We start from the raw sequence: 19574 nt of genomic DNA, 5'->3' as shown, positions 1-19574 counted from the left end.
AAGTCCGGGCGGTACCGCCCGGACTTCGTTGTAAAGGTAAACTATACCCTTTATTCATTGCTCATAACCAAAATGCTTCTCCGAACGTAAGTAGATTTTTGCTTCCAATTTGAGTGCTTATCAAGATTGTATTTCCGGAATCACTCTATTACTTCTACTTTTCTTTAACGATCGCAATAAAATCAAGGTTGCCACTACTACGATTAACAAGAAAGGCCAAACGTAAATCAAGGAAATAAAGAAAGTTAGAAGGTTGTCCCAGCCTTGTTTAAATGCAGGTCCTGCCTGGGAGATAAAAGCAAGGGATTGCCCTGTTACTACGTAGTACTCAATCCGGACAGTACTAAAGGAAATTCTGTCATTCAGGTACCTGAAACGACCCTCAGTCGATTCTATTTCGGCTCGCAGCTTTCCAATTTCTTTTTCGATAGCCAGAACATCCTGCACAGAATTGGCACGCTGAAGCAGAACTTTATAGCGACTTTCAAGGTCTTTTTTTGTTCTCAGCCGGGCTTCTACGTCAATATATTCTTCCGTGACATCCTGTGCTTCAACCTTTTTATCAATAAATGACGAGGTGCTTTTTTGAATTGATTCCAGAAATAGGTCAAAGTTTTCTGCAGGTACCCTTATCGTCAAACTATATTGAATTCTATCAGAGGTTTTATCAATCTCATCATTGGAAACATATCCTTTATAAGTTGTTAGGCTTTTATCTATAAGGCCACGGGTATTTTCTGCATCCATTGTTTCAAACCCGAGGCTTCCACTCCTGATTATTTTTCGTACCGTTTTTTGTTGATTTGCCTGAGGCGTAGAAGGCAAAGGCTCTCCTTGCTGGGGTGGCACTGAAGCCGCGTCTGGTGGTAGTGGAACTTTCATTAAATCCACTTCTACCATCACTTCTTCATTTCTTTCATGTTCCTGAAACTGGCTACAGGATAAAATAAAAAGTAGGCTACCGACAAGGGTTGCTGTGATCGTTGGCTTTATTTTCATAGGTAAAGTACGAATTGGAGGAAGGTTTGAAATGGAACTAATGTATAAACAAATTATATATAAGTCAAGGGTTATTTTAAAGTAGTATGTAGGGTGGGCGCGGATGGTAAACTTTTGTTATTTTGGCCACATCAATTCCAAAAAGTAACCAGTTAGAAGCACATGAAAGTATTAGATATTGATTTCATACGCCAGCAATTCCCGGTGTTTCAAACGGAACTGGGGCAAAAAGTCGGTTTTCTGGACAATGCCGGCGGTAGTTACGTGGCCGGGGCCGTAATTGACCGCCTGACCGACTTTTACACCAATTACAAAGTACAGCCCTACGGGGCCAATCCAATTTCCAACCAGGCCGGTGAGGCCATGGATGAAGGGCGAAGTACCATGGCTGCCCTGCTGAATGTACCCATGGAGCGGGTAACGTTGGGGGCTTCTTCCACTCAGAACTTCAACACCCTCACCATTGCCTGCACGCCGCTGGTTCAAAAAGATACCGAAGTTATTGTGACTGAACAAGACCACGAGTCCAACATTGGCGGCTGGGAACGCCTGTGTCAGCGGCAGGGGGCTACCCTTACATTCTGGAAGGTTAATCCCGAAACCGGCGAACTCGACCTGGAAGACCTGGAAAAGTTATTAAGTCCCCGGACGGTTATCCTCTGCGTTACCCACAGCTCCAATATAATAGGTACTATCAATCCAATAAACCGGATTGCCCGGCTGGCCCGGCAGAACAACACCCGTCTGGTAGTGGATGGCGTATCCTACGCGCCCCATAGCTGGCCAAACCTGGATGAACTGGACGTGGATGCCTACGTTTTTAGTACCTACAAAACCTACGGAACCCACCAGGGTGTGATGGTAGTCAAAGAAAGCTTCCTGGAAGAACTGGAGCCGCAGTGCCATTTCTTTAATGTACCTTACCCGTACAAACAACTGGACGCCGCCGGTCCCGACCATGCCGCTATTGCCGCCCTGGCCGGTATTGGTGACTATTTCAGTACGGTCTATGAGCATAACTTTGGTTCCTCCGGAGAAGTACCTCTGCATGAAAAAGCCCGTGTCGTTTCGGCCCTTATGCACCAGCACGAAACCGAATTGAGTGCCTACCTGCTGGATCATTTGAAGGACCTGCCTGTTCGCATTTATGGAAGAAGTACCTCGGATGGGCGCGAAGCTAACATAGCCCTTGCTTCCCCTAAGGTACCTGCCAAAGCCCTGGCCGACGGACTGGTGGCGTACGATGTGGCCGCCAAGAACGGACATTTTTACGCCTACCGCCTCCTGGAAACTATGGGGGTAAAGGACCTGAACGACGGGGTACTCCGCATCAGCCTTTCGCACTATAATACAAGGGAGGAAGTGGAGCGTTGTGTAAAGGGGCTAGGGGAGTTGCTGTATCAGTTGGAGTTTTGAAATGGTCTAGCTACAAAAGTGGCTACTGGAAGTAGATAGGGGACGTGAGTTTGTATACCCGAAATGTAGTACTAGGTGAGTTGGGGGTACCCATATCGGTGCCACGGTTGCAACCGTGGCACCGGTATAGAACTCAGTTGCAACTGTGGCACCGGTTCATACGTCTTTTCAAACGCTAGCAATAAAAGGGGACAGCCGGAAGTACCGGGTGTCAGTCAGCTGATCAGCCAGAAAAACCGCCAGATCGGCTGCCCGGATTTTATCGCCGGGACAATCGTCTGGCAGTACCTCAGTTGCCCCTTTTTGCTCGGTAAATTCAATAAAAGGTACCCTCACCTAGTCCAGTTGATCCGGCTTTGTTGCAGAATGGAATACGCCCGCTGCCGGTCTTCGTGAATGGCCGGAAAAGTCGACTTCATCCAGTCGGTAGCCATCCGGGTTTGGGCTCCCTTTTTATCGGTAGGGGTATCCAAGTTAAGTCCCGCCACCAGGATGTACCGCATGATTTGCTGGTCCTGCATTGCTTTCAGCAAATGTGTGGTGGCCTGACTGGCTACCAGCGGTTCACCGGGTCGCTGCCCCAGGGTACTTACCACCGCCTGACAACCAGTCACCAGCCTACAAATGTCCTCATAGTCCAGGGCATCACCCTGACAGATTTGAATGGCAGTACTTTGTAGGGTAAAATTTTCTGGCTTCCGCAGAAGTAGTTTGAGGGAATAGCCCCGGCTGAGTAGCTCATTAACCAGGTAAGTACCTGTTTTGCCTCCGCCGCCCAGGAGGGCAATTGTGGTAGTTTGATTCATAATTCTCTGTAAAAATCAGGATAAATAATTCTACCGCGCTTTCGCGTGAAAGCGGCAACAGCTCAGCTTGAGCTGCGAATTGGACCTATATTTTACAGAGAGATTTTAATGAGGTAAAGGTATTAAATTTTGGGGTGCTGGCAATATTTTGAATTCCTGCGGGCGTTTGAAAGTTAATTATCCGTGGTACGGTTGCAACCGTGCCACGGGTTCAGTTTAGATAGTCCGACTCCGTTACGTTTATTAACAGGCTATTCTTATATTTAGCAAAACAACTACCCATTCAATGAAAAAACGAAATTTAATGGTGCTGTTCCTGCTGGTGGGACAGCTTACGTTTGCGCAGGCGCAGAATGAAGTTATTGACAAAATTATCAAAGAAGCCAATACGAACTCCCAACTCGAAACCATTGCCCATGAACTGATGGACGGCATTGGTCCCCGGTTGGTGGGTAGTCCGCAGATGCAGAAAGCGCACGACTGGGCCGTGCAGAAATATGGGTCCTGGGGTATACCAGCCCGCAACGAAAAGTGGGGCGAATGGCGGGGCTGGCAGCGCGGCATCACCCACATCGACCTGGTTAGTCCGTGGGTAAAAACCCTGTCAGGTACTCAATTGGCCTGGTCACCGGCTACCCCCAAAGGGGGCGTCAGGGCGGAGGTAGTTATTTTACCCGAGTTTGCGGATTCGCTGGCTTTTCAACGCTGGCTACCCAACGTAAAAGGTAAACTGGTGATGATTTCGGTGAATCAGCCCACCGGCCGCCCTGACTATAACTGGAAGGAGTTTGCCACGGAAGAGTCTCTTGCCAAAATACGGAAGGAAAAAGAGGAGGCAAACCGGGCCTGGGCGGTACGCCTGCAACGCACCGGGAAGGACCGCAGAGGCCTGCCCCTTGCTTTGGAACAGGCCGGAGCCGTGGGTATTGTGACTTCTTACTGGTCGCAGGGATTTGGGGCCAATAAAATTTTTAGCGCCTACACCAAAAAAGTACCTACCATTGACCTGAGCCTGGAAGACTACGGCCTGGTATACCGCCTGGCCGAAAGCGGCCAGAAACCAACGCTTAACCTGGTAGCCGAATCCAAAGAAACGGGCGTGGTACCTACCTTTAATACCATTGCCGAAATCAAAGGCAGCGAAAAGCCGGATGAATACGTCATGCTGTCAGCGCACTTTGATTCGTGGGACGGCGGCACCGGAGCCACCGACAACGGTACCGGTACCATCATGATGATGGAAGTAATGCGAATCCTGAAACAAGTATACCCTAATCCTAAACGGACCATCCTTGTCGGTCACTGGGGAAGTGAAGAACAGGGCCTGAACGGCTCGCGGGCGTTTGTGCAGGACCATGCCGATATGATGCCTAAAATACAGGCCCTTTTTAACCAGGATAACGGTACCGGTCGGGTAGCCACTATTTCCGGTCAGGGGTTTGTCAAAGCGTACGACTACCTGGGCCGCTGGATTAGTAAAGTACCGGATGAAATAACAAAGGATATCAAGTACACCTTTCCGGGTAATCCGGGTGGGGGCGGCTCTGACTATGCCTCTTTCCTAGCGGCGGGCGTTCCGGCCTTTTCGCTAAGTTCACTGAGTTGGTCCTATTCCAACTATACCTGGCATACCAACCTCGACACCTACGACAAAATAGTCTTTGACGACGTACGCAGCAATGTAATCCTGGCGGCCATCCTGGCTTATATGGCCAGTGAGGATAACGAAAAAGCGTCGCGTGAGGTACGGGTTCCGGTGGGGCAACGGGGCGAACCCACGGCCTGGCCTGCTCAAAGAACCGCTACCCGTAAAGGTGGTATGGACTAATTTTTTGAAGTATTATTCGAATTGAAAAGCCCCGCCAGGAATCTTCCTGGCGGGGCTTACTTTTTATGGAGTAGAGTACTTTTTTAGTTGCCTGAGTAGCTAAAAGCTACCGACTGATAACTAACTGCTACCTACAGATTTCCCTTTCGCAGTTCTTCAACCGCATGATTGGCCGCACGGGCGGTAATGGCCATAAAGGTCAGCGAAGGATTCTGGGTGGAGTTGGTAGTCATACAGGCGCCATCGGTCACGAATACGTTCTTCACGCTGTGCAGCTGGTTCCACTTGTTCAGCATGGACGTTTTCGGGTCTTTACCCATACGTACCCCACCCATTTCGTGAATATCCAGTCCGGGAGCCTTATCGGGCTTGTCGTGGGTCTGAATATTTTTGAAACCGGCTACGGTCAGCATTTCAGTCATTTGCTGGTGAAAATCTCGGATCATCTTTTCGTCGTTATCATCGTAGCCTACCGATACGCGTAGCTGTGGAATACCATAAGGGTCTGTCAGGCTTTTATCCAGCGCCACAAAGTTGGTTTCTTTTGGAATAGTTTCACCCATCATGTGAGAACCCACCCGCCAGTTGCCGTGCTTCCGCTGCATCAGGTTGGCTTTTAATTCTTCTCCAAAGCCGGAACGGTCAGTAGTAACAATCCGGCTACCGCTGAAACCGGCGGCATAACCGCGGAGGAAATCAGTTTCCTGCTTGAACACGTTACGGAAGCGCGGTATGTAGCTGCCATTGGGCCGGATACCGGCGGTAGTAGTTTCCAGGTACCCTTCGTACTCGGCAGAAATAGTGGTCCGGAAATTATGGAAAGCTACGTATTTACCCAATAGACCGTTATCATTACCCAATCCGTTTTGAAAGCGATTGGACGTTGAGTTCAGCAGGATCAGGTTTGAATTAAGGGTTGAGGCATTTACAAAGATGATTTTGGCGAAGTACTCGGTCATCTCCCTGGTATTGGCGTCAATAACCCGTACGCCGGTCGCTTTTCCTTTCTGCTCATCATAGATAATAGAATGTACTACCGAGTCGGGCCGCAGGGTCATGTTGCCGGTTTTGGCCGCCCAGGGAAGGGTAGAGGAATTACTGCTGAAGTACCCTCCGTACGGACAGCCCCGCTCGCACAGGTTACGGTTCATACACTGCCCACGTCCCTGCTTGAGATGGATAGGCTGGGGTTTGGTCAGGTGCGCGCAGCGACCGATAATGACCGGCCGGGTACCTTTGTAATGCTTAGCCATCTCCTTCGAGAAGTGCTTCTCCACGCACGACTGCTCGTGCGGCGGCAGAAACTCCCCGTCCGGTAGCTGGGCCAATCCGTCCTTATTTCCCGATATACCCGCAAATTTCTCAACGTAGCTGTACCAGGGGGCAATGTCTTTATAGCCAATGGGCCACTCCACCGCGTAGCCATCCCGCGCCGGACCGTCGAAATCGTACTGCGACCAGCGCTGGGTACCCCGCGCCCACATCAGCGACTTTCCGCCAACCTGATTACCACGAATCCAGTCGAATGGTTTGTCCTGGATGTAAGGCTGCTGCTCGTCTTTCAGGAAAAATTGCTGGGAACCTTCGTGAAAAGCGTAGCACTTGCTAGCAATTGGATTCGCCTCCCGGACCTCCCGTTTGATCTGCCCGTTATGCTCAAACTCCCAGGGTTGCATCATGGTAGTAGGGTAGTCAGTAACGTGCCGAACGTCGCGGCCGCGCTCCAGTACCAGGGTTTTAAGCCCTTTGTCGCACAGTTCTTTAGTTGACCAGCCACCGCTGATACCTGAGCCAATGACGATGGCGTCAAAGGTGCGTTCGTTAAGGGAATCTATATTGAAGTATGACATGTCTTTTTAATTCTGAATGCTGACCGGATCGCCGGTGCGATTAGGAATTTTGAATTATCTACAGAATAACTGAGCTGATTAGTAATTATATGGCTGAATTAGTATTCACTCATCCACTCATTCACTCATTAACTTATGACGCTACTGGTACGCAGCCGTGGTAGAAGCCGGGGGCCATGTTGTACTTGAGAACGTTGGTCAGGTAGTACTCCGAATTGGTATAGCCCTGAATGGTCAGGTTCTTAATCATATTCACGAATTGCTTGCCCGTTGCGTCGGAAGAAGTACTCAGCTGTTTCAGAACTTCAATACGGTCCTGAGGAGCGAGGGCAGTAAAGGTTTTGGAAAACGATTTTTGGGCTGTTTCATCAATGGCTGTCAATCCTTTTTGTAAGGTAGCCTGCGCGGCCTCAGGATAGCAATCCTTAATCATTCTTTGGGCAAACTGATGTACCTTTAGAGATTTGGCACCCGGCGAAACTACGCTTCCTGATTTTGTTTCGGGAATGATGGTTTCTACAATTTCGGCCAGTAAGGCTTCATCATTGACCGAAAGCGTTGTAACCTCGGCTACGGATTCAGGGTTCCAGCCGTTGGCCCAGGCGGGCAGGCTCACTATACCACCCAGGGCTAGCCCTAAGCTTTTAATAGCTGATCGTCTTTTCATCTATTATTAAAATTTTTTATTTATTAGGTAAGGCAGGAATACCAGGTTTCTAACGGTTGAGATTGAAAAAGTTATAAATGCTTCGTGTATTTTTTTATTTTACCCCGCTATTTATATAGACAAAAATTAATACCCTCAAGTTGCCTAAAGTAGGAAAAATAAAAAAGGGTGCCTTCTGGGGGTACCCTTTTTTAGCTGATAATATTCCTATCTTATAAACCATAGACCCAGCCTACGTACACTACACGACCGATGGGAGCTGAACCGTAGGCGTAAATCGCGTTGGAATTGGTGAGGTTGGTGCCGCCTAATTTCAGAGTACTCTTAAGAGAAGGTACCTGGTATCCCAGTTGGGCATCCACCGTTCCGAAAGATTCAATGTACCCCTCGTCAAAGGGCATAAAAAAGGTGAAACCCGTTTGGCGACGGTAATTGAGGCTGTATACCAGGTTCTGGCGCTGACCACCCAGCCCTACGTTAAACTTATGTTCGGGCGTGTTGAAACCCAGAATAAGTCCGGGAACATCTTCCTCGTTGATATGGGACCAGGTGTAGTTGGAGTACAGCTGCAAATATTTGTTCAGAAAAAATTCAGCCGAAAGTACCACTCCCTGCGTCTGTACCTGCTGTTCGGCATTTGCCCAAACCTGAATGAGCCGTCCGCGGGTACGGTCGGTGGTAGGTTTGGCGAAGTCACCCGTCGGGGCGGGGAGGGGAACCCCCGTTACCGGCAGGCCATCTTCGCGACCATAAAAGCGGAGGGTACCTATAAAATCACGGTAGCTGGAACGGTAGTAGCTGGCGTCAACGTACAGGCCTTTGGTTAGTTGGGCCCGGTACCCGATTTCCCAGGTATTGGCTTTTTCGGGCGAGAGGTTATTGACGCGCTGCGGCTTCAGGAAGTTAGGGTTAGGTTGCCCGTTGGGTAACGTTGAAACGGCATTGAGTCCTTCGTATCCCTGGTCAATATTTCCCTGAACCAGCAGCGAACCAAAGTCAAGGTAAATAAACTGGTCGAGTTGGGCGGGTTGCCGGTAGGCCTGGGCGTAGCTGAGGCGGATGGTTTGATCACGGTTTTCACCCAGGGCAAGTACCCCCGAAATCCGGGGAGAAAAGCGGGCACCAAAGTTACGGAACTGGTCGAATCTTCCGGCAAAGGCCAGGCGCAGACGGTCGTTGAACAGGTCCTGGCGTAGCTGCGCGTAAGCACCGCCTTCCCAGTTAACTATTTTATCCCGCTGCTGTACGTCATTGCTTCCCGGCCGGATGGGTGATTTGTCGCCGTCGGAAAACAAGGTACCCTGCGAGCGCAGAATGTGGGTACGGTAAGAAGCACCGGCCACCAGGTTGGTTTTGGGCATCAGCTGCCACTCACGCTGTCCGCTCAGGTCCCAGAAGCGGGCGGTATTGGCAAAGGCCGCTCCGCGTACCGTACGGGTACCATTCACGTCAATCGTGCCAACCCCACTTACAATCTGTTCGCGCATTTGGTTAAAGAGGGGGCTACCCACCGGTAACTGTACTCCTGCGGCAAGCTGCGTTGCCAGGCGTTGCGCCTCTTCAATGCCCAATCCACCCGGAATAGCCTGGGGTAGCGAATAGGCTGCCAGCGGACCACCAGCCGGATTGGGTTGATAAACTCCCCCCAGATTGGCACCTGCCGGTAAGCCGCCGGTGCGGGCCGCGCTGAAAACCTGGTTCCAAAGGGTAAAGTAATTTTGGGCAAAGGTGGGGTAGCGGCTGCCGTTAGCCTGGGTACCTACTGCCATGGGGGCACCCATGATACCGTTACCCAACGAACCCAGATCGTAGGCTTTTCCACCGTAATCGAACATGGTATAGGCGCGCAGGAACCAGCCTTTCGCACTTACCTCGGTCCGGTGGAGGTCATATTGCATGGCCCGCTGGGCGTAGCGGCTGCTGCTCTGGAATACTCCGTTACTAAACGAATAGCGGTACTCGTACACGGCCTTTACCCGGTCATTGACCCGCCAGTGCAGCGACGGATTAATACGAAAGTTACCCGCTTTGTACTGATTGCCGCTCAGGCTGAACAGATCGCCCGGAGCGTTGGCCCACAGCATATCGGCCTCAGAGTACCCCGGAGCGTATAATCGGTAAGGTGTTCCATTATTTAACGCCGTTAAGACGGGCGCGGAAACCGTAGTACCTACGTCGCCATAGCGATTAATGGCATTCCAGCCCAGCGGCGAACCGGCCGGATTGTTCAGCGGATCGGCACCGGCCAGCCCGCCCGAGGTAGTACGTTTGATGGCGGCTTCGCCGGAGGCAATAAATTCATCGGCCGTAAAGTAATTGGCGTTGAGTTTAAAAGCCAATCGGTCCCCGAAGACCCTGGCGTAACGAACCTGGGCATCCAGCAGACTGCGGCTACCACCCCGCAACGAAACGGCAAGGCCCGGAGTCCGGAAAGGATCTTTGGTATTTAAAAGGAGTACTCCATTAATAGCATTGGAACCGTACAGGGCCGAGTTGGCACCATGGATAATATCGACACTTTCCAGATCAAGGTCAGGTACGCCCATCCAGTTGCCGTAGTACAGGGAAGCGGTTGGTGAAGTTACGTCAACGTAGTCAACCAGCTGTACTACCCGCTCGGCTTTGGAACTGTTGAAGCCCCGGGTACTAAAACTGGTAATCAACCAGCTCGACTGGTTGACATCAATACCCTTATAGCGGGAAAGGCTCGAGATTAGCTCCGTCCCCGGCAGACGCTGTAATTGCGCGCCGGTAATACGCTCTACGGTTACGGGGGCTTCCATGACCCGCTCGGCCGTGCGGGAGGCCGACACTATGATTTCATTAAAGGTACCACCCGAACGGCTTTGGGTGGTATCGGGTACTACCTGGGCCAGGGCTGGTGTCGTCAGCCCCATGGCCACCCACAAAATAGTTCTGTAAAATTTTATCATCAGACAAGTACTTGTTTCGAGCGGCGAAGTTAGGAGGTATGCTTCATTGTACCTCCATTTTTATGAAAATCTAAATTGGGTAACTCTTCGGCAGATCTTATTTTCCATTTAGCCAGAAACAGTAACCGGAGGGGGCTGGCGTCTTTATCCGGTATATACCTCAAAGACCCATCTGCTATGAAATACGCCCCATTCCTGTTGTTATATTTTTTTACACTGTTAAATAAGCCGGTTTCGGCGCAATCAGAGCTATGTCAGGGGCCTTACTTCACCGAAGAGCAGGGACAGGCATTTTTACAGAGTCAGGTACCTGCTTCGCTGGCGGCCTGGCAGCAGCGGTCGCAAAAGATAAAAGAGCGGTTACGGGAAGGCATGGAATTACAGCAGGTTCCGCCCCGGCCCCAATCGGCGCCACTCCTCCACAGCCGCCGGGAAATGGACGGCTACACCGTCGAAAATGTAGCCTTCGAAAGCTTACCGGGAATTTACGTTACGGGCAATCTGTACCGGCCGGCCCGGCAGCTTAAGTCCTACGCCGTTATCCTGAGTCCGCACGGCCACGGCCCTGATATGCGCTTCCACCAGCAGACCCAGAAGCGCTGCGGTACCCTGGCCCGCATGGGAGCCCTGGTTTTTGTGCCCGACATGATTGGACAGGGCGATATGAAACAGTGTGAACACAAGCTGAGCAAAGCCCTGAAGCTGCAGACCATTAATAATATCCGGGCGCTGGATTTTCTGTTGTCCCTGCCCAATGCCGACCCCGAGCGGCTGGCGGTGGTAGGGGAGTCGGGAGGTGGTACCCAAACCTTCGTGTTAACGGCCCTTGATTCCCGCGTGAAGGTTGCCGCACCTACCGTAATGGTATCGGCTTACTTCTTTGGTGGCTGCACCTGTGAGAGCGGTATGCCCATTCATAAAAAAGGAGAATTTCAGACCAACAACGTAGAGATTGCCGCCCTGGCCGCTCCCCGTCCCATGCTGCTGATTTCGGATGGCGGCGACTGGACCAAAAATAACCCAAAAGTAGAGTACCCGCACATTCAGCAGATTTATGGGCTTTACGGAAAAAAAGACCAGGTATCCAATGTGCATTTCCCGGCTGAGAAGCACGACTTTGGTCCCAACAAGCGGGCGGCCATGTACCCCTTCATGGCGAAGTACCTCAAGCTGGACGAGAAGCAGGTAGATGAAAGCCGGGTGCAGGTACTGGACCGGAAAGTACTAACGGTGTTTGACGAAGCCCATCCCCGTCCGGCCAATGCAGTAGTGGGGGATGAGGCGGTGCTGGCTTTGTTGAAGTAGAAGAAGCTTCTTTGATAACTTGCTGATTACAAGCAAAGTATAATGGATTAATTGAAGTAGGTTTAATGATTTTTTAAGTTTGATATACGTCGCACATAAGGTTACTCATAACGTAAAAGCGTTTGCGATGTGGCGGCAATTGAAAAACGTCAGTTTCAATCAACCACAAAAGCAAAATAATGATTTATAGTTGAAAGCTTAACGTCCAGCCACAATTTTTTAAACACACTGTTAGAGGTTCGTGTTTTGCATCACTATATGTTACTGTAATTTCGTTATAATGCTTTCTGAATAACTTGTTCTACTTCTGTTTGGACAGATGCATTAAATCCAGCCTTAGAATAAATAATTTTCCCTGTTTTATCAATAATGAAGAACGTAGGAAAGGCACTTACACCATATTTTTCAGCTACTACCTTGCCCATTAACAATACAGAATAATCAGTTTTATGTTTATTGCAAAACCAATTTACCTCTTCTTTAGAATCATAAGAATTGATACTTATAATCTCAAAATCCTTATCCTTGAACTTGTTCTTTAGTTCGTTTAAATGTGGTATACTTTGTATGCAGAGTCCGCAGTTCTTTATCCAAAAGTCTAATAAAATTACTTTCCCTTTCAAATCGCTCAATGAAATCGTCTTGTCTTTGTTATATGCTTCCAATTTCCATTCCGGGGATAACGACCCATTTGACAATAATTTGTGACTGGATACATCTGCTAGTGGCTTATAATCGTTTGCATAGGTTGAGTAATACCATGACATTTCGGATGGCGCATTTGTATCGGTTTCAATATTGCTGAAACTTGTTTTAATGAAATCATTGTTTACATCATTTTTCTGCAATACTTCAAATGGCAGGTAATTATTCTTCTCTATTATAATTTTATAAATAAAGTTGCTTTTTGTCGTCATTGCATCAAAACCATTACCCAAATTTTGTATTCGTCGTTTACCGATATTAATGGTAACTAAACTATACACCTTGTTATTAATGGTTGTATCTGTAACAACTTTTATTGCTGTTTTATCGCCCGTAATTAAAGGTAGTACGTTTTTTAGTGTAATGATTGAATTATAAAAAGCTGAAAGACTACTAAATGAGTTTTTATTAGGATTGTCGTTTAATTGAATTGTCTTGGCTTTCTTGTCTAAATCAAATTTTTCCGTACCATTAAAAACCTGTTTTGAAGTAGAATCCTCAATTTGATATTTCAGTCCAACTATTGTGTCTGCCGTTTGAAAATCAGAATAAATAGTCCATTTCGAAGTATTGTGATAGTTCTCTGAAGAATAATTAAGTTCTCTTATGTTGTCATACTTAATGTTTTTCAAGCTGTTTAATTTTTCATAGACACTAATTAAAATAGAATCAGCCTTCGTTGGCGACGAAATGATATTTTGAGAATAGACAATGATACATTTCAAGAGCAATAGAGACAGAGCGATAAGAAATTTCATGGTTACGAATATTTTTTAATAGTCGATGACATCTCCGGGTGAAAATAACATGACCGCTAACGTTACGTATTGCCGATGGTTGGGTATTCACTGAACTTCCAGCCCGGCAACCGAAGTACAATGTAATTACTAATGTTTAAAAATATATTCAAAAGCCAAATAGAAATTCTTCCGTTGGAACAAAAGCCAAATAGCTAAGTGAAGCCAAATGCTCCAACGTCCCGCCCAACTATTGGCAATACGATTGTTGTATGCCGCTTTTCTCTGTCAACCGAAAAGGCTTTTGATTTTGTCAAGAAGCCCCGTTTGTTTTTTTGTTGGATAAATATTCAATTCATCAAATGGGTCAAATTCTGGTTCAAGCCCTTCTTCAATTATTCGTCCGGCGTCGTATCGCTTTCCGTCTATATCAACCAAGTAAGGAAAGCAGTAAAATGTCGTTCTATAAATCTTGGGGTCTGGAAATTTAAAATCAATAACGGCTTCTTTAATAAAGTTTGTGTCAAAACCATTTGCTAATAATTCCTTGTCAATAATTGCTTTTAAATCTTTTGCATTTAGCGTCAAAGGATGAATATTCAATTCTGTCGGACTGAATGAAACTTGCAATACATCTAAAGAAGCATTTGTCAAATGAAGTCTCTTAGCGGCATTTAATAACCAATCACCCATGTAGCCGCCGTTGTAATAGCGTTCTGTCCCAAAAAAACTCTTTGTGATGTTGTGAGGAATTCTATTTAAGTTTTTTCGCTTCGGCATGAGGTCTGTCTAAAGTGGCATACAACTCGTAAATATACGCAAGTTTTGCAGTACTTATTGTATTTATTTATATTTTTCCAATAAATAATGGTACTTTTGCTGTCGTACTTATTTAAAGAGAAGGTGTAATAAACCCTACCTTACCAGTTTTAAATGTAAGAAAAAGTGGAATAAAGTATTGACCACGTCAGTGAATTTTATTAAACGGTACCTATTGAGCCTCAGGTTGTGGCAGTCTGACAGCAAGCGGAGAATCAATCAGTTTAATCATCGGTTAGAGGTTTACCCTCCCGGCACACCGGTACCTGACGTTCATTTCCTGAGTTGTTCAGGTTAGTTCTGTATGACACGTGCAAGTGTGTGTGCTACTCTTTTGGGATTCATGAATAAGTGATAAATCTCTTTTTATTAAAATTCCGCTGCATTGACTGTCCACCCTTATAGGACTCTACACTTAGCCAACCTATTCCATAGCCAAAGGTCTTACTTTTTGCATTGATGCCCTTTGACCAGGGGAAGTTGCGTGACCTTAAGTAGGAAAGTGTGGGTACTTGCATTCCCAGGCCTATAATGTGGGTATTAGGTACCAAGACCCTACGTGAATAGAAATGTAATTATGTTTTCTTGCTTTGCTTAAGCCTTTGATCAAATCTTAGCGGTGCAATTGAAATGACAGTGATCTTTTTTGCATCAGAATGATTGGGATTGATTAGGTAGTTGAATTCGGGAGGAACAAGGCAACTCGGTACTTTCAGGACTGCCGCACTATTTTCCTGGACGAAATCATCCCCTATGAACTGGGTTTCAAGGATTGGTGGAGAGGCGTCCCAGTTTTCAGGCAGGTCTTCGCTGCTTAATTCAAGAAGATCAACATCATCCGGAATATCTATCTCTACATAGTACCTATCCGTGGGTAAATCTTCGCTGAGGTCAAGATGAACGGACACTTCCAACGTGGCAAGTGCCCGGGATTCGGCGGTGTAAACCAAATAGGTATTCAGGCTATTCCAACGATATCCTTCCGTTAGTGCTGCTCCGATTCCTTTCAAGGTTAGGTCCAGGTATTTTTCTCTTTCGATTCGATATACCCTCATTAGGCCAGATTTCCGTATTCCAGCCTATTAAGACTGTTTCTGACTTCCTGAATTCCCGTCAAAGAGTCAAAGAGACTTTCTGGAGTAGCGCCTCCCAGTGAAATGTTAGGTTTTTTAAGCCAACGTTGGAATTTTTCTTCTTCATTATTAAAAACCTCTACCCCAAAATCCAATAATTCGGTCATTACTAGCACTATCTCACTATCTCTGCCACTCAGTAGATCTTTATCCCTCTTTTTTTTATTGTAGGTAGTTTGGGGGACACCAAACAAGTTCAAAAGCTGTTTTATAGGTAAATTGGCCCTTTTGCTTATCACTTCAATTGACTCGTAGGGAAGTCCTTTTCTGATAATATTTACTCTATCCATCCTGGTGGCCCATACAATTTCACTTCCAGTAGATTTAATACAGAACTTATAGCTTTTAGGCTTTGTGGCCCTTGCCCGTTGAATGCTACCATTGGGGTTATACCGTTGGGTACTTCCTGCGGTTTCTTCTTTTTTAATATTCATAGCAATAATTTTACTGTGAATGTACAGCAAAATTGCTCCAAACGCAATTTTTGTGGCAGATAATTTCTAAGGAGATGGGTAGTTACGATGAAAGGGATTTTTAAGTTCTACGGAATGGGTGGTTATGATCAATTTTAATAAAAGGTAGTACCAGGTAGAATACCTGGTATCCAACTGCTAACAAAAAAGGCGACCCAACGGGCCGCCTTTCGGATACATAGTAGTTTTAAAACTACAAGCCAAGCTCCTTAAGTACCTGAGATACCTTCTCGGCTGCTTCTTTGAACTCAATAGCTGAGTATACTTTCAGACCGGATTCGTTGATGATACGGGCACCTTCTTCGGCGTTGGTGCCCTGCAGACGAACGATAATCGGAACGGGTATTTCGCCGATGGCCTTGTAAGCTTCAACCACCCCGGCCGCTACGCGGTCGCAACGTACGATACCTCCGAAGATGTTGATCAGGATAGCTTTTACGTTAGGATCTTTCAGGATAATCCGGAAGCCGGCTTCTACGGTTTTGGCGTTGGCTCCACCCCCTACGTCCAGGAAGTTGGCCGGCTCACCACCCGACAGCTTGATAATATCCATGGTAGCCATGGCCAGACCGGCACCGTTTACCATACAACCCACGTTACCGTCCAGTTTTACGTAGTTAAGGTTGTTGGCTCCGGCTTCTACCTCCAGCGGATCTTCCTCGTTGGTATCGCGCATTTCGGCCAGGACGGGGTGACGGAACAGGGCGTTGTCGTCGAGGTTCACCTTGGCGTCAACGGCCAAAATCTTGTTGTCAGATGTTTTCAGAACCGGATTGATTTCAAACATTGACGAATCACTCTCCATGTAGGCTTTGTACAGGGCCGATACGAACTTCACCATCTCCTTAAAAGCATCTCCTTCCAGTCCCAGCGCAAACGCGATTTTGCGGGCCTGGAAAGGCTGCAATCCAACGGTAGGGTCCACCCACTCCTTCATGATCTTTTCGGGCGTGTGCTCGGCTACTTCTTCAATATCCATACCTCCTTCGGTGGAGGCCATAATTACATTGGCGTTTTTGGCCCGGTCCAGCAGGATAGACAGGTAGTACTCCTTTGGCTCAGAGGGCCCGGGGTAGTAAACATCTTCCGCTATAAGTACCTTGTTCACGCGTTTGCCTTCGGGGCCGGTCTGGTGCGTAACAAGTACCTTTCCCAAAATATTCTTTGAAATGGTACGTACATCCTCCACCGACTTGGCAAGGGCTACACCGCGTTGGTCGCTCCCTACTATCTTTCCCTTACCGCGTCCCCCCGCGTGAATCTGCGACTTAACCACGTACCATTTGGTACCGGTCTGCGAGCTGAGTTCGCGGGCCACTTCTACGGCTTTATCGGGCGTATCGGCCACGACTCCTTCCTGGATACGTACGCCGTATTTTTTTAAGATGCCTTTGGCTTGGTATTCGTGAATATTCATGAGTGTTATAGTAAATTGGTATTTTCACGGCAAATTAACGAATTATTCAAAACGGCAGGTAGTTTTGCAAAGCTTTTGTCGAGAAACGCCCCGGGACGAGGGTAACAAATGCCGGGGATTTTAACTTAATAAAGAATAATCAGATCAGGATCAGTGGCTGACCCGACAAGTACCGTAGTACTTTATTAACTACTTTACTAATCGGTAGCCCCGGTTCCGGCATACCTAACCTTAGCGGTGTTCCGCGCATAATAGTAACCTATGACTTTACTCCAGGCCAAGGGCATTGCCCGTAAGTACGGTGAATTGCACGTATTAAAAGGAATAGATCTGGAAGTCCGGAAGGGCGAAATTGTCGCCATAGTAGGCGCTTCGGGGGCGGGGAAAAGTACGCTGCTGCACATAATAGGTACTCTGGATCGCCCGGACAAAGGTACCGTCACCATTCAGGGGACCGACATCTCCGCCCTGAACGACAAAGCCCTGGCCCAGTTCCGAAACGAGCGAATTGGCTTTGTTTTCCAGTTTCATAACCTGTTAGCAGAATTTACAGCGTTAGAAAACGTGTGTATGCCGGCATTTATAGGGGGAAGAGAGCCAGAAGAAGCCATTCGTAAGCGGTCGGCTGAGCTACTGACGCTGCTGGGGCTACCCAATCGAATGGACCACCTGCCTTCCCAGCTTTCGGGGGGTGAGCAGCAGCGGGTGGCCGTTGCCCGGGCCCTGATGAACCGCCCGGCCATTCTGCTGGCTGATGAACCCAGCGGTAACCTGGACTCCAAAAATGCGGAAGACCTGCACCAACTGTTTTTCCGCCTGCGCGATGAACTGGACCAGACCTTTGTCATCGTGACCCACAATGAGCACCTGGCCGAAATGGCCGACCGCCGACTGACCATGCGCGACGGCCTCATGGAAGATTGAGGTCAGCCCGGCTACTTATTAAAAGAACAGGTGGGCCGGGATGCATTTTTCAGCAGTTCGGTGAGCTGGCGGGTCTGAATGTTCATTTGGTACGCATTGAGTGGTGCGTCTTCCTTTTCACTTCCGCTAAAGTACAGCTCCCCTTCCGGATGAAGGTAGGGATCGCTGCTGAACAATCCCGGAGGGGTAAGCCGGGTAGTGAGGTCGGTTTGTAAATCATAACTGAAAATTGCTTCCATGGGTAGCAGGGTACTATCTCCTTCGGCTACGCCGGCGTTGAAAAGAAAGTACTGCTCGTCCGGACTCAGGATAAAGTGGCTACTACTGGATAGGGAAAAATCCTTGGCCAACTGTTGGGCCGGGTACTTCTTTACAATTCTTCCGTTGAGGTCATATAAATAAACCTGCTCCAGATCATGAACTACCAGCTTCTTGCCATCAAAGGTCCAGGTGGGAGCGAAAAGATCGGTGGTGGAGCCGGTCGAAATAATCCGGAAGTCCTGGTTGTCCTTTGAAATGACCCCAATGTGCCAGCGGTCTTTTTCAAATATGGAAAAGGCAATCCGGCTATTATCCGGCGACCATACCGGTCCGTAATAGTTTTTGCCTTCTACATTCAGCAAGACTGATTCCTTGGTTTTCAGGTTAATCACTCTGATGCCCCGGTCACCATTCGGTCTGTTTTCGGTGTAGGCGAGCCGTGTGCCATCAGGAGACAGGCAGGGGTCCATGCCCCGGGCCAGGGGGGTGAACTCCCGGCTTTTGGCCCGAAAGGTACCTACCTCTTCACCTCTTTGGGCGGCATAGGTAGGGGTGAAGGAAGGGGTACTTTGGCAACCAAAAATATATAAAGAAAACAGGCAGAGGTATCGCATCGGAAACAGGAAAGGAAGTGCGGACTAATTTTTCTCCAATTTAAGAGTTTCTATGGCAACTGCGAAGGTACCATCTAAAAACAAAAGCCGCCTGAGTGGTCAGACGGCTTCTACTTTATATCATATCAATAGACTACCTGAATAGCTGGGCGCGGGCTAACGCACCGGGGCGTTGCTGCCGGGAAAGTACCCGGAGTAGCTGGCTGGCCTCGGCTGGCTTGGTACCCGACATACGTAACCGGCCATGCTCATCAAGTACCCACACCTGAAAGCGGCCGGGCTGGTGATGGAGCTTAGTTTCCAGGTACGTCCGATCCGCCTTGCTGAGACGGGCCGGAATTTGAACTACCACTATATTTTCTTTGCGAAGGGTCTGGATGTGGGGGTGCAGGGCATCCAATTGCTGCTTTAAAACATCCTGTTGCTCCTCGGGGTCGTAAACCACCACCAACTTTTCGTTCCAGGTCTGCTTTTGTTCCAGAAAGTCGGCCAGTAAGGCCCGTTGTGCCCGGGCGCTGTTGCCTATTGCTATCATAGCTACCAGGCATGCTGCCAGACCGATTCTTTTTGCTACTCTTCCCATCCCCGTATTATTGTACTATTACCCCAATGTTAACTAATTGTTAAGATTACAATAAACCGGCACAAAAAGCAAAAAGTTTAGGGAGAATTTTGTAGGGGAAAGCA

Annotated in this window: 17 protein-coding genes; 4 read left to right on the top strand and 13 right to left on the bottom strand. The window is 48.1% G+C overall.

The window, feature by feature from the left end:
* Positions 1-120: 120 nt before the first annotated feature.
* Positions 121-999, bottom strand: coding sequence for a DUF4349 domain-containing protein (locus VGN67_RS15890; protein WP_327487837.1), 879 nt, complete (start codon positions 997-999; stop codon positions 121-123).
* Positions 1000-1161: 162 nt separating this feature from the next.
* Between VGN67_RS15890 and VGN67_RS15885 the strand changes: the two genes are divergently transcribed.
* The gene (locus VGN67_RS15885) at positions 1162-2415 is read left to right on the top strand and encodes an aminotransferase class V-fold PLP-dependent enzyme (protein ID WP_327487836.1); all 1254 of its coding nucleotides are present in this window, start codon (positions 1162-1164) and stop codon (positions 2413-2415) included.
* A gap of 168 nt (positions 2416-2583) precedes the next feature.
* On the opposite strand, the gene VGN67_RS15880 is transcribed toward VGN67_RS15885, so the two are convergent.
* Together VGN67_RS15880 and VGN67_RS15875 are read right to left on the bottom strand one after the other, a co-directional pair.
* On the bottom strand, positions 2584-2751 hold the full coding sequence (locus tag VGN67_RS15880; protein WP_327487835.1) for a hypothetical protein: 168 nt from the start codon (positions 2749-2751) through the stop codon (positions 2584-2586).
* Complete coding sequence (locus tag VGN67_RS15875) at positions 2748-3221, bottom strand: NAD(P)-dependent oxidoreductase (protein ID WP_327487834.1); 474 nt, start codon at positions 3219-3221, stop codon at positions 2748-2750. The genes VGN67_RS15880 and VGN67_RS15875 overlap by 4 nt, the downstream gene beginning before the upstream one ends.
* A 286-nt stretch (positions 3222-3507) precedes the next feature.
* Between VGN67_RS15875 and VGN67_RS15870 the strand changes: the two genes are divergently transcribed.
* Positions 3508-5049, top strand: a complete 1542-nt coding sequence (locus VGN67_RS15870; protein WP_327487833.1) for a M20/M25/M40 family metallo-hydrolase — start codon at positions 3508-3510, stop codon at positions 5047-5049.
* 131 nt (positions 5050-5180) lie between these two features.
* Here VGN67_RS15870 and VGN67_RS15865 read toward each other — a convergent pair whose 3' ends face one another.
* The 3 genes from VGN67_RS15865 to VGN67_RS15855 form a co-directional block, all read right to left on the bottom strand.
* Positions 5181-6899 carry a GMC family oxidoreductase gene (locus VGN67_RS15865; RefSeq protein ID WP_327487832.1) on the bottom strand — a complete coding sequence of 573 codons (1719 nt, stop codon included), beginning with the start codon at positions 6897-6899 and terminating at the stop codon, positions 5181-5183.
* Between the two features lie 133 nt (positions 6900-7032).
* Entirely contained in the window at positions 7033-7566 is a 534-nt protein-coding gene (locus VGN67_RS15860; RefSeq protein ID WP_327487831.1) for a gluconate 2-dehydrogenase subunit 3 family protein, read from the bottom strand.
* Positions 7567-7778: 212 nt separating this feature from the next.
* Positions 7779-10499 (bottom strand): TonB-dependent receptor plug domain-containing protein, encoded by a 2721-nt coding sequence (locus tag VGN67_RS15855; RefSeq protein ID WP_327487830.1) that lies wholly within the window; start codon positions 10497-10499, stop codon positions 7779-7781.
* A gap of 177 nt (positions 10500-10676) precedes the next feature.
* Between VGN67_RS15855 and VGN67_RS15850 the strand changes: the two genes are divergently transcribed.
* Positions 10677-11804 carry an alpha/beta hydrolase family protein gene (locus VGN67_RS15850; protein ID WP_327487829.1) on the top strand — a complete coding sequence of 376 codons (1128 nt, stop codon included), beginning with the start codon at positions 10677-10679 and terminating at the stop codon, positions 11802-11804.
* A gap of 275 nt (positions 11805-12079) precedes the next feature.
* On the opposite strand, the gene VGN67_RS15845 is transcribed toward VGN67_RS15850, so the two are convergent.
* The 5 genes from VGN67_RS15845 to sucC form a co-directional block, all read right to left on the bottom strand.
* Complete coding sequence (locus VGN67_RS15845) at positions 12080-13267, bottom strand: TlpA disulfide reductase family protein (protein WP_327487828.1); 1188 nt, start codon at positions 13265-13267, stop codon at positions 12080-12082.
* 267 nt (positions 13268-13534) lie between these two features.
* Entirely contained in the window at positions 13535-14026 is a 492-nt protein-coding gene (locus VGN67_RS15840) for a hypothetical protein (RefSeq protein ID WP_327487827.1), read from the bottom strand.
* Positions 14027-14640: 614 nt separating this feature from the next.
* Entirely contained in the window at positions 14641-15120 is a 480-nt protein-coding gene (locus VGN67_RS15835; protein ID WP_327487826.1) for an RES family NAD+ phosphorylase, read from the bottom strand.
* Positions 15120-15632, bottom strand: a complete 513-nt coding sequence (gene parS, locus VGN67_RS15830; RefSeq protein ID WP_327487825.1) for a type II toxin-antitoxin system Xre/ParS family antitoxin — start codon at positions 15630-15632, stop codon at positions 15120-15122. The genes VGN67_RS15835 and parS overlap by 1 nt, the downstream gene beginning before the upstream one ends.
* Positions 15633-15864: 232 nt before the next feature.
* Positions 15865-17088, bottom strand: a complete 1224-nt coding sequence (gene sucC / locus VGN67_RS15825; RefSeq protein ID WP_327487824.1) for an ADP-forming succinate--CoA ligase subunit beta — start codon at positions 17086-17088, stop codon at positions 15865-15867.
* A gap of 261 nt (positions 17089-17349) precedes the next feature.
* On the opposite strand from sucC, the gene VGN67_RS15820 reads away from it, so the two are divergent.
* Positions 17350-18012: an ABC transporter ATP-binding protein gene (locus VGN67_RS15820; RefSeq protein ID WP_327487823.1), complete on the top strand. Its 663-nt coding sequence runs from the start codon at positions 17350-17352 to the stop codon at positions 18010-18012.
* Positions 18013-18023: 11 nt separating this feature from the next.
* On the opposite strand, the gene VGN67_RS15815 is transcribed toward VGN67_RS15820, so the two are convergent.
* Both VGN67_RS15815 and VGN67_RS15810 read right to left on the bottom strand, forming a co-directional pair.
* A complete protein-coding gene (locus VGN67_RS15815; RefSeq protein ID WP_327487822.1) occupies positions 18024-18887 on the bottom strand; it encodes a hypothetical protein in 864 nt (287 codons plus the stop codon).
* Between the two features lie 133 nt (positions 18888-19020).
* On the bottom strand, positions 19021-19422 hold the full coding sequence (locus VGN67_RS15810) for a DUF4174 domain-containing protein (RefSeq protein ID WP_327487821.1): 402 nt from the start codon (positions 19420-19422) through the stop codon (positions 19021-19023).
* Positions 19423-19574 lie beyond the last annotated feature (152 nt).

Source organism: Telluribacter sp., from assembly GCF_035998675.1.
Taxonomy (GTDB): Bacteria; Bacteroidota; Bacteroidia; order Cytophagales; family Spirosomataceae; genus Telluribacter.
This window is presented reverse-complemented; position numbering and strand designations above follow the sequence as displayed.

Excerpts from the sequence above, each read along its gene's own strand:
- VGN67_RS15890 (WP_327487837.1), bottom strand. The coding sequence starts at position 999 with ATGAAAATAAAGCCAACGATCACAGCAACCCTTGTCGGTAGCCTACTT.
- VGN67_RS15885 (WP_327487836.1), top strand. The coding sequence starts at position 1,162 with ATGAAAGTATTAGATATTGATTTCATACGCCAGCAATTCCCGGTGTTT.
- VGN67_RS15875 (WP_327487834.1), bottom strand. The coding sequence starts at position 3,221 with ATGAATCAAACTACCACAATTGCCCTCCTGGGCGGCGGAGGCAAAACA.
- VGN67_RS15870 (WP_327487833.1), top strand. The coding sequence starts at position 3,508 with ATGAAAAAACGAAATTTAATGGTGCTGTTCCTGCTGGTGGGACAGCTT.
- VGN67_RS15865 (WP_327487832.1), bottom strand. The coding sequence starts at position 6,899 with ATGTCATACTTCAATATAGATTCCCTTAACGAACGCACCTTTGACGCC.
- VGN67_RS15860 (WP_327487831.1), bottom strand. The coding sequence starts at position 7,566 with ATGAAAAGACGATCAGCTATTAAAAGCTTAGGGCTAGCCCTGGGTGGT.
- VGN67_RS15855 (WP_327487830.1), bottom strand. The coding sequence starts at position 10,499 with ATGATAAAATTTTACAGAACTATTTTGTGGGTGGCCATGGGGCTGACG.
- VGN67_RS15850 (WP_327487829.1), top strand. The coding sequence starts at position 10,677 with ATGAAATACGCCCCATTCCTGTTGTTATATTTTTTTACACTGTTAAAT.
- VGN67_RS15845 (WP_327487828.1), bottom strand. The coding sequence starts at position 13,267 with ATGAAATTTCTTATCGCTCTGTCTCTATTGCTCTTGAAATGTATCATT.
- VGN67_RS15840 (WP_327487827.1), bottom strand. The coding sequence starts at position 14,026 with ATGCCGAAGCGAAAAAACTTAAATAGAATTCCTCACAACATCACAAAG.
- VGN67_RS15835 (WP_327487826.1), bottom strand. The coding sequence starts at position 15,120 with ATGAGGGTATATCGAATCGAAAGAGAAAAATACCTGGACCTAACCTTG.
- parS (WP_327487825.1), bottom strand. The coding sequence starts at position 15,632 with ATGAATATTAAAAAAGAAGAAACCGCAGGAAGTACCCAACGGTATAAC.
- sucC (WP_327487824.1), bottom strand. The coding sequence starts at position 17,088 with ATGAATATTCACGAATACCAAGCCAAAGGCATCTTAAAAAAATACGGC.
- VGN67_RS15820 (WP_327487823.1), top strand. The coding sequence starts at position 17,350 with ATGACTTTACTCCAGGCCAAGGGCATTGCCCGTAAGTACGGTGAATTG.
- VGN67_RS15815 (WP_327487822.1), bottom strand. The coding sequence starts at position 18,887 with ATGCGATACCTCTGCCTGTTTTCTTTATATATTTTTGGTTGCCAAAGT.
- VGN67_RS15810 (WP_327487821.1), bottom strand. The coding sequence starts at position 19,422 with ATGATAGCAATAGGCAACAGCGCCCGGGCACAACGGGCCTTACTGGCC.